We start from the raw sequence: 14698 nt of genomic DNA, 5'->3' as shown, positions 1-14698 counted from the left end.
CGGTCGTCCATGGCGGCGGTGCCGCGCTCACCCGCACGCTGGCGCGCTTGGGAAAGAAGAGCGAGTTCGTCGGCGGACTGCGCGTCACCGACGCGGAGACGCGCGACGTTGCCCTCATGGTGCTGGCCGGCGCGGTCAACAAACAACTCGTCGCCGAGCTTGCGCTTGCCGGCGCGCCTGCGATGGGCCTGTGCGGTGGCGACGCGATGATGTTCCGCGCGCGCAAGCGTCCCCCCAACGGACACGACCTCGGCTTCGTCGGCGATATCTGCGACGCGGACCCGCGCTGGCTCCACACGCTTTGGGATGGTGGTTGCATCCCGGTGCTCGCCAGCCTCGCCCTCGGCCTCGATGGCGAGTATTACAACGTGAATGCCGACCAGATGGCCGCCGCGTGCGCCGCCGCCTGCGCGGCCGACGTACTTGTCTTTCTCACCGACGTCGCCGGGGTGCAGAACGCCCACGGTGACGTGATGCCTTCGCTCTCGCTCGCGCAGGTTCCTGCGCTGGTGGACGCCGCCGTGATCGGCGGCGGCATGTTGCCGAAACTCGAAGCGTGCGGCCAGGCGCTGCGTCAGGGCGTGGAGCGGGTCGTCATCACGCCCGCCGTCGAAGCCGGTACGCTCGCGCAGATCTGCGCGAGCCAGCTCGATACCGGGACGCAGGTGACGGCATGAGCTCGCTCGCGGCGGTCCGCAAGAAGGAATCCGTGCTGCTGGTGCCGCTCTACGACCGCTATCCGCTCAAACTCGAGCGCGGCGCGGGCGTCTATGTCTATGACGACCGTGGCCGCAAGTATCTCGACTTCCTTAGCGGCATCGGAGTGAACGCGCTCGGTTACAGCCACGCCGCCGTACGCCGGACGATCGCGCAGATGTCCGCGCGCATGATCCACGTCTCCAACCTCTTCTATACCGACTACCAGGCCGCGCTCGCCGAGCGCCTGACGAAGCTCTCCGGACTCGACCGCGCCTTCTTCTGCAACAGCGGCACGGAAGCCTGGGAAGCCGCGCTCAAGTTCGCGCGGGCCTATGCGCAGTCTCACTCGAAGAATGGACACAAGCCGCGCTGGCGCGTGCTTGCCATGCAAGACGCATTTCACGGACGCACCTTCGGCTCGGTCGCTTGCACCTGGAACGAGAAATATCGCAAGCCGTTCGAGCCGCTGCTTCCCGGGGTCGAGTTCGTGAGGTTCAACGACGTTGCCGACCTGACGAAAAAACTCGACGCCAGCGTTTGCGCTGTCGGCCTCGAAGTGGTGCAGGGCGAGGGCGGCATCCGTCCCGCCAGCAAAGAATTCCTGCGCGCCGCGCGCGCGCTCACGAAGCAGCATGGCGCGCTGCTCATCTGCGACGAGATCCAGTCCGGCATCGGACGCACCGGCGAGATGTTCGCTTACCAGCACTACGGCATCCGCCCGGATATCGTCACCGTCGCCAAGCCGCTCGCGGCGGGGCTCCCGCTCGGCGCCGTGCTGGTGACCAACGAAGTCTCGCGCGCTCTGCATCCCGGAATGCACGGCACCACCTTCGGCGGCGGGCCGCTGGCCTGCGCCGTCGCGCTTACCGTGCTCGACGTCCTCGCTAGAGATGGCTTGGTTGCGCGCAATCGCAGGCTGGGCGTGTTCTTCCAGACGCAGCTCGAAGGTCTGAAGAAAAAGCACGCGAGCGTGAAAGAAGTCCGCGTGCTCGGCCTGATGGCCGGGCTCGAACTCGATTCCGCCGACCTCGCCAAGCTCGTCGTCAAGCAAATGCTCGAGCGCGGCATCATCATCAACCGCACCCACGAGACCGCGCTGCGTATGTTGCCGCCGTACATCGTGGGCAAGCAGCACATCAAGCGCGTCGTCGCCACCTTGGATTCGATCCTGAATGAAGCAGGGAAAATGGGCCATTCGCACAGAAACACGCAATCCGTACAGAAGAGGAGTACCACTCGTTGAAACCACAACCTATCCGCGCCACCGCCAGTGCCGCTCAGCTCCCATTCGAGCAGCCGGTGTGGTGTGAAGACTTGATCTCCATCGCCGACCTCGGGCCGAGCGGGGTTCGCACCGTGCTCGACCTTACCGCGCTGCTCAAGACGCGTCCCGTGGACTTCCGCGGCGCGCTTGCGGGCAAGCAGATCGCGCTGTTCTTCGAGAAGCCATCGCTGCGCACGCGCATGACCTTCGAAGCCGGCGTCCACTCGCTCGGCGGCACGTCGTACTTCTACGACCAGACGCATTCCCGCCTCGGCGCGCGCGAGAAGCTCTCCGACATCGCCCACAACCTCGAGCGTTGGATCGATGGCGTGGTGCTGCGCACCTTCGAGCACGCGACCATCACCGAACTGGCACAGCACGCGAAGATCCCCGTGGTCAACGCGCTCAGCGATCTCGAACATCCGTGCCAGGCGCTCGCCGATTACTTCACCTTGCAGGAGCGCTTTGCCGACCTGAAAGCGGTGAAGCTCGCTTACGTGGGCGACGGCAACAACGTGGCCCACTCGCTCATGCTCGCGGCCGCGTGTACCGGCGGCACGATCAGTGTGGCCACTCCCGCCGGCTACGAGCCGCTGCCAGAGATCGTGGACGCTGCGCGCGAGCTCGCCGCCTCCACCGGCGCGGTGATCCAGACCACGACCGATCCCGACGCCGCGCTCGATGCGGCCGACGCCGTTTACACCGACGTTTGGGCGAGCATGGGACAAGAGAGCCAGAGCGATCAGCGCGCGGCCATCTTCGCGCCCTATCAAGTCAACCGGAGATTGTTTTCGCGCGCCGCCAAACATGCGGTCTTCATGCACTGCCTGCCCGCACATCGCGGCAGCGAGGTCACCGACTCGGTGATCGACTCCTCGCGCTCGGTCGTCTTCGACCAGGCCGAGAATCGGCTGCACGCGCAGAAGGCCGTGCTGCTCATCCTGCTCGGCGGCGGCGTCACACGATTCTCTCCACGGAGGGATGGAAATGCGTGAAAAAGTTGTGCTCGCTTATTCCGGCGGGCTCGATACCTCGATCATCATTCCGTGGCTGAAAGAGAACTACAGCTACGACGTGATCGCGATGGTCGGGGATGTGGGACAAGGGGACGACATCGACGCTGTCGTCAAGAAGGCGTACGCCACCGGCGCCTCCAAGGTCGTGGTGGAGGACATGCGCGAGGAATTTCTCGCCGAATACGTTTTCCCCGCCATCATGGCGGGCGCGGTCTACGAGCATAAGTACCTGCTCGGCACGTCGCTGGCGCGTCCGGTGATCGCCAAGCATCAAGTGGAGGTCGCGCTGCGAGAGGGCGCCACCGCCGTGGCGCACGGATGCACCGGCAAAGGTAACGACCAGGTCCGCTTCGAACACGCATATCAAGCGCTCGCGCCGCACTTGAAGATCATCGCGCCGTGGCGCGAGTGGAAACTACAATCGCGCGAAGACTGCCTCGACTACGCCGCCGCTCATGGTGTGGAAGTCGCGCAGAGCCGCGAAAAGATCCACAGCCGCGACCGCAACCTGCTGCATATCTCACACGAAGGCGGCGAGCTGGAGGATCCGGCGAATGCGCCACTCGACACCACGTGGCAGCTCACACGCTCGCCGCAATCTGCGCCGGAAGAATCCGAAGCCGTCGAGATCGCCTTCGAGCAGGGTGTGCCCAGAGCTGTCAATGGGCAGAAGCTCGATGCCGTCACGCTGGTCGAACTGCTCAACGAGATCGGCGGACGCAACGCCATCGGCCGCGTGGACCTGGTCGAGAATCGCTTCGTCGGCATGAAATCGCGCGGCTGCTATGAGACGCCCGGCGGCACGCTGCTGCTCGCCGCGCATCGCGAGCTGGAAGCGCTCTGCCTCGATCGCGACCTCGCCCACTTCCAGCAGCACATCGGCTTGAAGTACGCCGAGCTCGTGTACTTCGGCCTGTGGTTCACGCCGCTGCGCGAAGCGCTCGATGCCTTTGTTGCCGCCACGCAGCACGAGGTCACCGGCTCGATCGGCCTCTCGCTTTACAAGGGCAACATCACCATCACTAGCCGCAAGTCGGAGAACTCGCTCTATCGCACCGACCTTTCGTCCTTCACCATGGGCGAGAGCTACGACCAGAAGGATGCGGCCGGGTTCATCCGCATCCTCGGCCTGCCCGCGCGTTCGCGCGCGCTGTCGAAAAACAAGAAGCATGAGGCCGTGACGAAATGAGCGGCCCGCAAGATAAGAAGATGTGGTCGGGCAGGTTCCGCCATCCACGCGACGCCGACTTCGAGCGCTGGCAGCGCTCGCTGCACTTCGACCGGCGTCTGCTGGCGGAAGATCTCGAGGCGAGCAGCGCGTACGCGGAAGCGCTCCTCTCCGCCGGCGTTGTCACGCGCGAGGAGCTCGCCGCCATCCGCGATGGCTTGGCGAAGATCGCGGACGCGGCCGCCGCCGATCCCGCCTTCTTCGATGACAATGAAGCGGAGGACATCCACGACTTCGTGGAGCGCCGCCTCGTGGAGCTGATTGGCGATACCGGATACAAGCTGCACAGCGGACGCAGCCGCAACGAACAGATCGCCACCGACCTGCGTCTCTACGTCCGCAAGAGCAGCGACACCATCGGCGACCTGCTGCTCGATCTGTGCTCCGCGTTTGCGGAGCAGGCGGAAAAAGCCGGCGACGCCGCCATGCCGGCCTACACCCACCTGCAGCCGGCCGAGCCGGTGCTGGTGGCGCATTGGCTGCTCGCGTACGCGCAGATGTTGCTGCGCGACCACGAGCGCCTGGCCGACTGCCGCAAGCGCACCAACGCTTGTCCGCTCGGCTCCGGCGCGATCGCCGGGGCGCCGCTCGCGCTCGACCGCAAGCAGATCGCCGCCGCACTGGACTTCGCCGCGCCCACCGCCAACTCCATGGACGCGACCAGCGACCGCGATTTCGCCATCGAGTTCGTCCAGCACCTCGCCCTGCTCTTCGTCCATCTCAGCCGCTGGGCGGAGGAGTCCATACTCTTCGCCACGCCGGCCTACGGCTTCATCCGCCTGCCGGAAGCGTTCTCCACCGGATCGAGTGCGATGCCGCAGAAGCAGAATCCCGATGCGCTCGAGCTCATCCGCGCCAAAGCGGCGCGCGTGATCGGCAACGCCACCGCACTGCTCGTGACCATGAAGGGCTTGCCGCTCGCCTACAACAAGGATCTGCAAGAGACACAGCAGCCCGTGTTCGACGCCGCTGATAACGCAGTGCTCGCGCTCAAGACCGCTGCCGGCTTCGTGCGCGCGGTGGGATTCGATCTCGACCGCATGCGCGCCGCCGCATCCGCCGACGGCATGAACGCGCTCGCCGCCGCGATGTATCTGGTCGGGAAGGGCGTGCCTTTCCGCGTGGCTCACGAGCGTGTAGGGCAGATGGTGCGCCGCTGTCTCGAAAAGGGCTGCTCGCTCGAAGAACTCTCCGCCGCGGAGCTGCGCGAGTTCGGCACGGAATTCGGTGCGGACTTCGCCCCCGCGCTGCGACTCGACGCCGTGATCGCCGCCCATGACGTTGTCGGCGGGACGCATCCGCAGCGCGTCGCTGAGCAGCTCGCCGCCGTGCGCCGCCAGATCTCCGGCGCCAGGAGGGAAGCGCATGCGTACGCGTAGAGCTGTTCTCCCCGACGCGGAAAGCATCCACGCGCTCATCGCGCAATACTCGCACGATGGCACGTTGTTGCCGCGCACCCTTAACGAGGTCTGCGAGAACGTGCGCGACTTCACCGTGGTCGTCGATCGCGGACGCATCGTCGGTTGCGGCGCGCTTCACCTCTACGGCGCGCACCTCACCGAGATCCGCTCCATCGCCGTCGCGCCCAACGTCACTGGAAAAGGCGCAGGCGCGATGCTGGTCCACGCCCTGCTGCGCGAGGCGCGTCATCATCGCGTGGACTGTGTCTGCCTGTTCACCCGAATTCCGGAATTCTTCGCGCGCTTCGGATTCCGCGTCGCCGCGCGCGAGGAGCTTCCTGACAAGATCTACAAGGATTGCCTGAACTGCCCGCGGCTGCACGCCTGCGACGAGATCGCGATGGTGCGCGGCGAGCTGCCCACGCGAGCGGTCCTTGGCGAGCTGCCCATCCTGTTGCCCACGATCCGTCCCACGGCATGAGCGTGAGTACCGTTGGAAACGGCGAACTGCACGTTCCTGGCGGCTTTCGGTTCGCATCGGCTAAGGCCGGACTGAAAGCCAGCCGCAATCCCGACCTCGCACTCGCCATCGCCGCCGACGGCGCGACCGCCGCCGCCATCTTCACGCGCAACCATGTGGTCGCCGCGCCGCTGATCGTGGGACGCAAACACCTGGCAAAGTCGCGCGGTCGTGTGCGCGCCGTGCTGGTCAACTCCGGCAACGCCAACTGTGCCACCGGTCCGGCGGGGATTCGGACATGCAACGAAACCTGTCGTGCGCTGGCGAAGGCGCTCCGGGTCGCGCCCCATGAAGTCTTTCCATCGTCCACCGGGATCATCGGCGTCCCGCTGCCGGGCGAGAAGATCATCGCGACTATTCCCGAGGTTGTCGCCGGCGCTGCCGCCGGCGTAGCCGCGCTGTGCGCGTTCGCGCACGCCATCATGACAACGGATACGCGGCCAAAGATCGCGTCCGCGCAGTTCCGCATAGAAGGGAAGACAGGCAAGACCGTCACCATCGCCGGCGTGGCCAAGGGCGCCGGCATGATCCACCCCAACATGGCGACGATGCTGGCTTACATCTTTACTGACGCCGTCGCTCCCGCGGCCAGTCTGCGCCGCGAGTTGCGCACGGCAGCGGACATCAGCTTCAACTGCATCTCGGTGGATGGCGACACCTCGACCAACGACACCGTGCTCCTGCTCGCCAGCGGGGCTTCGGGTGTGCGGCTTGCCACTGCTGCGACGCGCCGCGCGTTTGCGCAAGCACTGCTCCAAGTCTGCCAGTCGTTGGCCGAGCAGATCATCGCCGACGGCGAAGGCGTGCAGCACGTGGTCCGGCTACACATCGAACAGGCGCGCTCGAAAACAGAAGCACTCCAGGTCGCGCAGACCATCGCCACATCATCTCTGGTGAAGACCGCGTGGGCCGGCGCCGATCCCAACTGGGGACGCATCCTCGCCGCCGCCGGCCGCAGCGGTGTAGCGCTCGATCCCGCGCGCATCGAGATCCGCTTTGGAACCATTCGCGTGTGTGAAGAGGGAAGGGCCGCCCGCTTCGACGCGCAGGCGGCCCATCAATACCTCTCGCAACCGAGTTACGACGTCACGGTCCGCCTCGGTCGCGGCAAAGCGAGCGCGCTATTCCTCACCTGCGACCTCACCAGCGCGTACGTTCATATCAACGCCGATTACTCGACTTAGCGGCTTCTCTTCCACCTTGATCTCCGCCAGTCCCGCCGCGCGCAGCTTCGCGTTCAAGGCTGCGAGGTCGGCGGATTGCAACGTCTTCCACTTCGCGGTCAGCCCGGGGATGGCTGCGTGCAACTCGTTCACGTTCGCCACAGCCTGCGCCGTCGGCGCCGCGTCCACCTCTTGCAGCACGCCGAAGAGCTGGCCAAGGCGTCCGCTGACGAGCGAGAGCGTGAGCGGCTCGGTCGTCGGCACTGAGCGACGCACCGCCACGCCCTGGATCGCGTCGAGCTGGTGGGTGAAGTCGTCGATCGCTTTCGCGACGTCGGCGTTGGCACCGGCTTGCTGCTTGCGCTCCTCAAGCTCGGTGCGCAGCGCATCCATCGCTTCGAGTGGCGCCGCGAGCGCCTGCAAGTCCTGGTAGACCTGGTAGCTCATGCGGAATTGCAGCGCCAGGTCCGCCGCCGAAGTCCTCACGCGCGGGTCCATCTCGACCGTCAGCGGCCGCGCGTAGCTTTTTCCGCCGGCGGTCAGCACCACGGTGTACTGCCCGGGCATGGCCCACGGCGAGGTCGCGTCGGGTGCGGTGTTGTGCGGCACGGCGGCGATGGGATACTCCGGCTTGCCCGGCAGCGGGGTGTGGTGCATGTCCCACAGGAAACGATGTGTGCCCGCTTCCGTCGCGAGCACCTGCGGCGGACGCAACCAATACGGTGGGATGGCGAGCTTCGGATCGGGCGGCGGCACCGGGTCGGCGCTGGAATATTTACGCACCGTCTTGCCGGCCGCGTCTTTGATCTCGAGCGTCACGGGGCCGCTCGCGTTCGACCTCAAGGAATAGTCGATGATGGCGCCATCCGGCGGATTCTCGCCCGCAGGCGTATCCGGCGGCAAAGGTGTGTCCGTGTTCATGTCCCAGCGTACCCGGCGCGCCAGCTGCGGCTGGAACAGGAACGCCGGCTCAGTGAGGGTCTGGGCAGTGATCTGGCGCAGCGCAGTGATGTTGTCGATGATCCAGAAGCCGCGCCCGTGCGTGCCCACGGCAAGATCGTCACCCTTCACGATGACGTCGCGCGCCGAGCTTGCGGGCAGGTTGTTGCGCAGCGATTGCCAGTGGTCGCCATCGTCGAATGAGACGTAGACTCCGCGCTCGGTCGCCGCGAAGAGCAGCCCTTTGCGCTTGGGATCTTCGCGGACGGCATTCACATTCTCGCTCTGCCCGATCCCGGTGACGATCTCCTGCCAGTTGGTGCCGCCATCGTGTGTGCGGTAGATGTGCGGCCGCAGATCGTCGAGACGCAGCGTGTTGATGGCGGCATAGGCGGTCTGCGCGTCGAAGTGTCCGGCGTCGATGATGGAAACCTTCTGCCACGGCGTAAGCGGCTGCGGCGTGACGTCTTTCCACGTCTTTCCGCCGTCGCTGGTCAGGTGGACGAGCCCATCGTCGGTTCCCGTCCAGATACGGTTGACATCGAGTGGTGACGGCGCCACGGCGTAGATCACGCCGCGCTGCACGGCCTTCGCGGTGTCTTCATTCCTGTACTTACCGATACTTACCGGAAGGTCGTAGGTCTTGCGCGTGAGGTCGGGCGATATCTGCTGCCAGGTCTTGCCTGCGGTCGTCGTCTTCCACAAGACATTGGTCGCAAAGTAAAGCGCGCGCGGATCGACGGGCGAAAAGACGACCGGCTCGGTGCGCAGCATGCGAAAGTCGGTCGCGCGGAAGAATTTGGGCAGGATGTTCTGCGCTTGCGCCGTGCGCCGGTCGTAGCGCGAGAGCTTGCCGCCGTAGACGATGTCGGGATCGAGCGGGTCGGCAGCCACGTATCCATATTCTTCGGCCGCCACCGGATGCCACTCGCGCATCGTGATCTCGCCATCGTTGCCGCGGCTCGAGATGCACACCGAACCGCTCTCCTGCTGCCCGCTGCACAGCCGATAGGGAAACGCGTTGTCCGCGCTCACGTGGTAGACCTGCGCCGTGGGCTGGTTGTACCACTCGCTCCAACTCGCGCCGCCGTTCACGGTGATGACCGCGCCCTGGTCGGAGCCGAGCAGGATGATGTTCGGGTCGGTGGGATTGATCCAGACGTTCTGGTAGTCGTCGCCTCCGGGCGCGCCGCGCAGCGCGTTCCACGTCTTGCCGCCGTCGGTGGATTTCCAACTCACCGTGCTGGCCACATAGACCACGTCAGGATTCTTGGGATCGATGCGTGGTACGGAAAGATCGCCGCCGCCGATGCGGCCTGCGGGACGCGCGTCGTCGGTGATCACCGTCCAGGTCGCGCCGCCGTCATCCGTGCGATAGAGCTTTACCCCGCTCTTCGTCGCCACCGTCGCGATCAGCCGCGCCGGCTGGCTCGGCGCGATGGCCAGGTTCGCCTGCACCACGCCTTCGGGCAGGCCGCCGGCCAGCTGCGTCCATGTGCTGCCGCCGTCGCTGGAACGAAAGATGCCGCCGCCGGTACCGTTCCACGCGGCGTTCTCCCACGGACCTTCGCGCGCCTCCCACAGCGCCGCGTAGACGATCAGGGGATTCGATGGATCGATGACCACGTCGGCGCCACCGGTGTTCTCGTCTTTGTAGAGCACGCGCTCGAACGTCTGGCCGCCATTGGTGGAGCGAAAGATGCCGCGCTCTTCATTCGGGCCGTACGGATGTCCCGCCACCGCCACATACAAGCGCTGCGGATCATGCGGATCGACGGCGATCTGCGGGATCTGCTGCCCGTCGCGCAGACCGAGGTGACTCCACGTCTTGCCCGCGTCGGTGGATCTATAAACGCCGTCGCCGACGGAGAGGTCCGGCCGGTGCAGTCCTTCACCCGAGCCTACATAGATGATGTTGGGATCCGAGGGCGCGACCGCGATCGAGCCCACCGAAGCGGTTGGTTGCGCGTCGAAGATCGGCGTCCAGGTGTGCCCGAAGTCGGCCGTCTTAAAGACGCCGCCGTTCACCTGCGCGAGGTAGAACACGTTCGGTTGTTGCGGCACGCCGCAGACGGCGCGCGTACGCCCGCCGCGGAATGGTCCTACATTGCGCCAGCGCAGCCAGCCGAGGTCGGGACGGAGATCCTGCGCCGCCGACAGCGAAGTAAGGATGATAAGCAGAAGGGCAGACCACAGGCTCTTTCGCATGGCTCGATGACTCCTTCGGAAACGATGGAAACGAACGAGGATACCAGTTTCCGCTCGCCGTCCGCTGCACCGGCAGGGTTGCACCCGCGCCACACGGCGTATGATGGTTCGCCCGTTACGCCATCCGATATCGGACATCCGACTATCGGACATCGGTTCAGCTTTCGAGGTGTCATGCTCGAGACCGTCGATCTGAAGAGCGAGCTGCCCAAAGCTGCGTACTCCAAGCGCATAGGGGGATTGCAAGAAGAGCTTCGCCGCTTGCAGTACGCCGCGCAGGCAGCCGAGGTCCCCATCATCATCTGCCTCGAGGGTTGGGACACGGCAGGCAAGGGACAGACCATCAAGAAGCTCACCGAGCGTCTCGATCCGCGTCTCTATCGTGTTTTCTCCGGTTCTGCGCCCACCGAACTCGAGGCGCGCCATCACTTTCTGTGGCGCTACCAGCTCGACCTGCCCAACGACGGCGAGATGGCCGTCTTCGATCACTCCTGGTACGGCTGCGTCCTGGTCGAGCGCTGCGACTGCTTCACCAGGAAGCGCGTGTGGCGTGCGGCGTACCAGCAGATCAACGAGTTCGAACGCTGGCTCACCGACGATGGCCAGGTGTTGCTTAAGTTCTTTCTCCACATCTCGAAAAAGGAACAGAAGAAGCGCTTCAAGAAAGCGGCGAAAGATCCGCTGCTGCGCTGGAAGATCACCAAGGAATACAAGCGGCACCATCGTGAATACGGTCGCTGGGTCAAGGCGATCGAAGAGATGCTGGCGAACACAGACACCTCGAACGCGCCCTGGACGCTGATCCCCGCCAACGACCTGCGCTTCGCACGCGTCCGCTTCTTCGAGACCCTGGTCAAGCGCTTGCAGCACGAGTTGGCCAAGCGCAAGGCGCTACCCGCGCTCGTCTCCCGCACCGTCGCCGCGCACGATGCCACCAAGGCCGCACGCGCCGCCGAGTCCAAGCGGGATACCGAGCTGGCCCACAGCGAAGAGAAGAAGACGGTGTCCGCGAAGACGGTCGCCGGCAAGACTGGCGCGAAGCGGGCGGTTAAGGCTGCCGGCAAAAACGCCACCAAGGCCGGCCGGAAGGCAGCGGCTTCGGTCGGCGGCAAAGCGGAGGCAGCCCATGCTTGAGCGCATCAACATGAACCGCAAGCTGACCGCGAAGCAGTATGGCGACCAGATGGGCAAGCTGCAGGTGCGGTTGCGCGAACTCGACTTCGACGCCTTCCGCCGGAAGGTGCCGGTATTGTGCGTCTTCGAAGGCTGGGACGCGGCCGGGAAGGGCGGCGCCATCAAACGCGTCACCGAGATGCTCGACCCGCGCGGATTCACCGTGAACGCCTACGCCGCGCCCAAGGGCGATGAGAAGACGCACCATTACCTCTGGCGTTTCTGGCGCAACCTGCCGCGCACCGGACACTTCGCCATCTTCGATCGCAGTTATTACGGACGCGTCCTGGTAGAGCGCGTGGAGCGCTTCTGCCACGAGAGCGAATGGCGCCGTGCCTATCGCGAGATCAACGAATTCGAAGGCCAGCAGAATTCCTTCGGCACCGTGATCTGCAAATTCTGGCTGCAGATCACCAAGCAAGAGCAGCTGCGCCGCTTCAAGAGCCGCGAGATCGATCCTTACCGTTCTTACAAACTTACCGAAGAAGACTGGCGCAACCGCGCCAAGTGGAATGAATACACCCAGGCGGTGGAAGACATGCTGCTGCACACCTCCACGCCCTATGCGCCGTGGACAGTGGTGGAGGCCAACGACAAATGGTTCGCGCGCGTGAAGGTGCTGCAGACCGTGGTCAGCGCCATGGAGAAGCGGCTCGACTGATGCGCCCAAGACGCGCGCCCAGAAACCGGATATCATTCCGCTCGACTTGACCCGCGAAGCTCCCAATCCACTTGCAGGCGATTTCTGGGGCGGCTTTGCCGCCATGCTCGTCGCCTTACCCTCGGCCATCGCCTTCGGCGTGACCATCTATTCGCCGCTCGGCGGCAGTTACGCCGCGCAGGGAGCCCTCGCCGGCATCGTCGGCACCGCCGCGCTGGGCGTGGTCGCTTCGACTTTTGGCGGGACCAAGCGCCTGATCACCGCACCCTGCGCGCCCGCTGCCGCCGTGCTCTCCGCGCTCACCATCGAACTGGTCGCCAAAGGGATACAGCCGCAGCAGATCATCCTCATGCTCGCCGGCGTAGCGCTGCTGTGCGGCATCTTCCAGATAATCTTCGGACTCATCCACTTCGGCACGCTCATCAAGTACATGCCGTATCCCGTGGTCAGCGGATACCTCAGCGGCGTGGGCCTCATCATCATCGTGAGCCAGGTGCCAAAGTTCCTCGGCGTGCCCGGCGGTACTTCGTTCTGGCATGCGCTCGCCGGCTTAGGACTCTGGCGGTGGCAAAGCGTGCTCGTCGGCGCCGTCACCATCATCGTGATGGTGCTCGCGCCCAAGCTCACCAAGGCGGTCCCTGCGGCCATCCTCGCGCTGGCTGCCGGCGTGGCGACGTACTTTGCGCTCGCGCTCACCGGCCGCGCAATGCTCACGCTTGCCGGCAATCGGTTCGTGGTGGGACCACTGGGCACCTCGACGGCCGGCTTCTTCGATTCCATCGCGCTGCGCTGGCGTGCCGTCGGCGGCATGAGCGCGGAGCAGTTCGTCATCCTCGTGGTCCCCGCACTCACGCTGGCAGTGCTGCTTTCCATCGACACGCTCAAGACCTGCTTGGTGCTCGACACCATCACGCGCAGCCGCCACGATTCCAACCGCGAGCTCATCGGACAAGGCCTCGGCAACCTCGCCTCCACCGCCGTCGGCGGCATCCCCGGCGCCGGGACCATGGGGGCAACGCTGGTCAACATCTCGAGTGGCGCGCAGACCCGCCGCTCCGGACTGATCGAAGGTGTGCTCGCCATCGTCACCTTGGTGCTGCTTGGACCGGCGATCGCCTGGGTGCCGATCGCCGCGCTGGCCGGCATCCTCATCGTGGTGGGCGTGCGCATGTTCGACCGCAAGAGCCTGCTGCTACTGCGTTCGCGTTCCACCATCCTCGACTTCGCCGTGATCGTGGCCGTAGTCATCGTTGCCGAGACGGTGGGATTGATCCCCGCTTCGGCCGTGGGGCTGGGCCTGGCCATCATGCTTTTCCTGCGCGAGCAGATCGGCGGCGCGGTCGTGCGCCGCAAACTTTATGGCAACGAGATGTTCTCGAAGCAAGTGCGCCTGCCCGGCGAGATGGCGATGCTCGAGCAGCGCGGCGGTCGCACCGTGATCTACGAGTTGCAGGGCAGCCTCTTTTTCGGCACCACCGACCAGCTCTACAGCGCGCTCGAGCCGGAGCTGAAGAACACGGAGCGTGCGTATTTCATCCTCGACATGCGCCGCGTGCAGTCTGTCGACGTCACCGCTGCGCACATGCTCGAGAACATCGAGCACCTCCTGCGCGAGCGTGGTGGCTTCCTCATCTTCAGCCATCTGCCGCTCAACGTCCCCACCGGACAACATCTGGAAAACTACTTTGACCAGGTCGGGCTCGTTCGCGGGGAGCGCCGCGTGCGTACCTTTGGCCACCGTGACGAGGCGCTCGAGTGGGTGGAAGACCACATCCTCGGCGGCGCATTGCTCGAACGCGCCGACGAGCAGCCGCTCGAGCTTCGCGAGATCGAGCTTTTCAAAGCGCGAACGGACGAGACCATCGCTGCGCTCGCCGATTGTATGGCGATGAAGTCCTACAAGGCCGGGCAGGCCATCTTCGCGCGCGGCGATACCGGCGACTCGCTCTTCCTCATCCGCCGTGGGACGGTGCGCATCATGCTGCCGCTGAGCGGCCGCACTCCGTATCACCTGGCCACGTTCAGCAGCGGGGATTTCTTCGGCGAGATGGCATTCCTCGATAGCAACCCACGCTCGGCCGACGCCGTCGCTGTGGGCGACACCGACGTGTTCGCGCTCTCCCGCGCGCGCTTCGATGAGCTCGCGCAGCAGCACAGAATACTTGCCATGAACCTGCTGGAAAGCCTGGCGCGCGCCCTCGCCACCCGCATGCGCCATACCGACCGCGAGATCAGCGCGCTGCAGGATTCGTGAGCCCGCGCAGTCGAGTGCCCGCGCAGATGCTGTGTTAATTTAGGAGTATTCGCGCCGGGATGGCGGAACTGGCAGACGCAGCGGACTCAAAATCATCCGCATAAACTTTTCTGTCGCTGTAAGTCGCCTTTTTTCAGCGCGATAACCAAACAGTTGACGCCTCTGGTATACTT

Annotated in this window: 11 protein-coding genes; 10 read left to right on the top strand and 1 reads right to left on the bottom strand. The window is 65.1% G+C overall.

Annotated elements, in window-relative coordinates:
- The 7 genes from argB to argJ form a co-directional block, all read left to right on the top strand.
- Nucleotides 1-677 (top strand): acetylglutamate kinase (gene argB, locus M3P27_08675; GenBank protein ID MDP9268381.1); only part of this gene is annotated, 677 nt, incomplete at its 5' end.
- Complete coding sequence (locus M3P27_08670; protein MDP9268380.1) at nt 674-1942, top strand: aspartate aminotransferase family protein; 1269 nt, start codon at nt 674-676, stop codon at nt 1940-1942. The genes argB and M3P27_08670, both read left to right, overlap by 4 nt.
- A complete protein-coding gene (gene argF, locus M3P27_08665) occupies nt 1939-2958 on the top strand; it encodes an ornithine carbamoyltransferase (GenBank protein MDP9268379.1) in 1020 nt (339 codons plus the stop codon). The genes M3P27_08670 and argF overlap by 4 nt, the downstream gene beginning before the upstream one ends.
- Entirely contained in the window at nt 2945-4168 is a 1224-nt protein-coding gene (locus M3P27_08660; protein ID MDP9268378.1) for an argininosuccinate synthase, read from the top strand. Before argF ends, M3P27_08660 begins: the two co-directional genes overlap by 14 nt.
- Entirely contained in the window at nt 4165-5586 is a 1422-nt protein-coding gene (gene argH, locus M3P27_08655) for an argininosuccinate lyase (GenBank protein ID MDP9268377.1), read from the top strand. Before M3P27_08660 ends, argH begins: the two co-directional genes overlap by 4 nt.
- Nucleotides 5573-6088: an N-acetyltransferase gene (locus M3P27_08650; protein ID MDP9268376.1), complete on the top strand. Its 516-nt coding sequence runs from the start codon at nt 5573-5575 to the stop codon at nt 6086-6088. The genes argH and M3P27_08650 overlap by 14 nt, the downstream gene beginning before the upstream one ends.
- On the top strand, nt 6085-7311 hold the full coding sequence (gene argJ / locus M3P27_08645) for a bifunctional glutamate N-acetyltransferase/amino-acid acetyltransferase ArgJ (GenBank protein MDP9268375.1): 1227 nt from the start codon (nt 6085-6087) through the stop codon (nt 7309-7311). The genes M3P27_08650 and argJ overlap by 4 nt, the downstream gene beginning before the upstream one ends.
- Here the strand turns inward: argJ and M3P27_08640 are convergent.
- On the bottom strand, nt 7249-10437 hold the full coding sequence (locus M3P27_08640) for a glycoside hydrolase (GenBank protein ID MDP9268374.1): 3189 nt from the start codon (nt 10435-10437) through the stop codon (nt 7249-7251). The two genes, argJ and M3P27_08640, sit on opposite strands and share 63 nt — an antisense overlap.
- A gap of 174 nt (nt 10438-10611) precedes the next feature.
- Between M3P27_08640 and M3P27_08635 the strand changes: the two genes are divergently transcribed.
- From M3P27_08635 to M3P27_08625, 3 genes are read left to right on the top strand one after another with little or no spacing between them, the layout of a single operon-like run.
- Complete coding sequence (locus M3P27_08635) at nt 10612-11571, top strand: hypothetical protein (GenBank protein ID MDP9268373.1); 960 nt, start codon at nt 10612-10614, stop codon at nt 11569-11571.
- Nucleotides 11564-12271, top strand: a complete 708-nt coding sequence (locus tag M3P27_08630; GenBank protein ID MDP9268372.1) for a hypothetical protein — start codon at nt 11564-11566, stop codon at nt 12269-12271. The genes M3P27_08635 and M3P27_08630 overlap by 8 nt, the downstream gene beginning before the upstream one ends.
- 46 nt (nt 12272-12317) lie before the next feature.
- Nucleotides 12318-14525 (top strand): SLC26A/SulP transporter family protein, encoded by a 2208-nt coding sequence (locus M3P27_08625; GenBank protein ID MDP9268371.1) that lies wholly within the window; start codon nt 12318-12320, stop codon nt 14523-14525.
- Nucleotides 14526-14698 lie beyond the last annotated feature (173 nt).

The sequence above is a fragment of the Acidobacteriota bacterium genome, from assembly GCA_030774055.1.
In the GTDB taxonomy this organism is placed as follows: Bacteria; Acidobacteriota; Terriglobia; order Terriglobales; family Acidobacteriaceae; genus JACPNR01.
The sequence above is the reverse complement of the archived record's forward strand: the minus strand, read 5'-3'. Positions and strand labels throughout refer to the sequence as shown.

Excerpts from the sequence above, each read along its gene's own strand:
- M3P27_08635 (MDP9268373.1), top strand. The coding sequence starts at position 10,612 with ATGCTCGAGACCGTCGATCTGAAGAGCGAGCTGCCCAAAGCTGCGTAC.
- M3P27_08630 (MDP9268372.1), top strand. The coding sequence starts at position 11,564 with ATGCTTGAGCGCATCAACATGAACCGCAAGCTGACCGCGAAGCAGTAT.
- M3P27_08670 (MDP9268380.1), top strand. The coding sequence starts at position 674 with ATGAGCTCGCTCGCGGCGGTCCGCAAGAAGGAATCCGTGCTGCTGGTG.
- argH (MDP9268377.1), top strand. The coding sequence starts at position 4,165 with ATGAGCGGCCCGCAAGATAAGAAGATGTGGTCGGGCAGGTTCCGCCAT.
- M3P27_08640 (MDP9268374.1), bottom strand. The coding sequence starts at position 10,437 with ATGCGAAAGAGCCTGTGGTCTGCCCTTCTGCTTATCATCCTTACTTCG.
- M3P27_08650 (MDP9268376.1), top strand. The coding sequence starts at position 5,573 with ATGCGTACGCGTAGAGCTGTTCTCCCCGACGCGGAAAGCATCCACGCG.
- argJ (MDP9268375.1), top strand. The coding sequence starts at position 6,085 with ATGAGCGTGAGTACCGTTGGAAACGGCGAACTGCACGTTCCTGGCGGC.
- M3P27_08660 (MDP9268378.1), top strand. The coding sequence starts at position 2,945 with ATGGAAATGCGTGAAAAAGTTGTGCTCGCTTATTCCGGCGGGCTCGAT.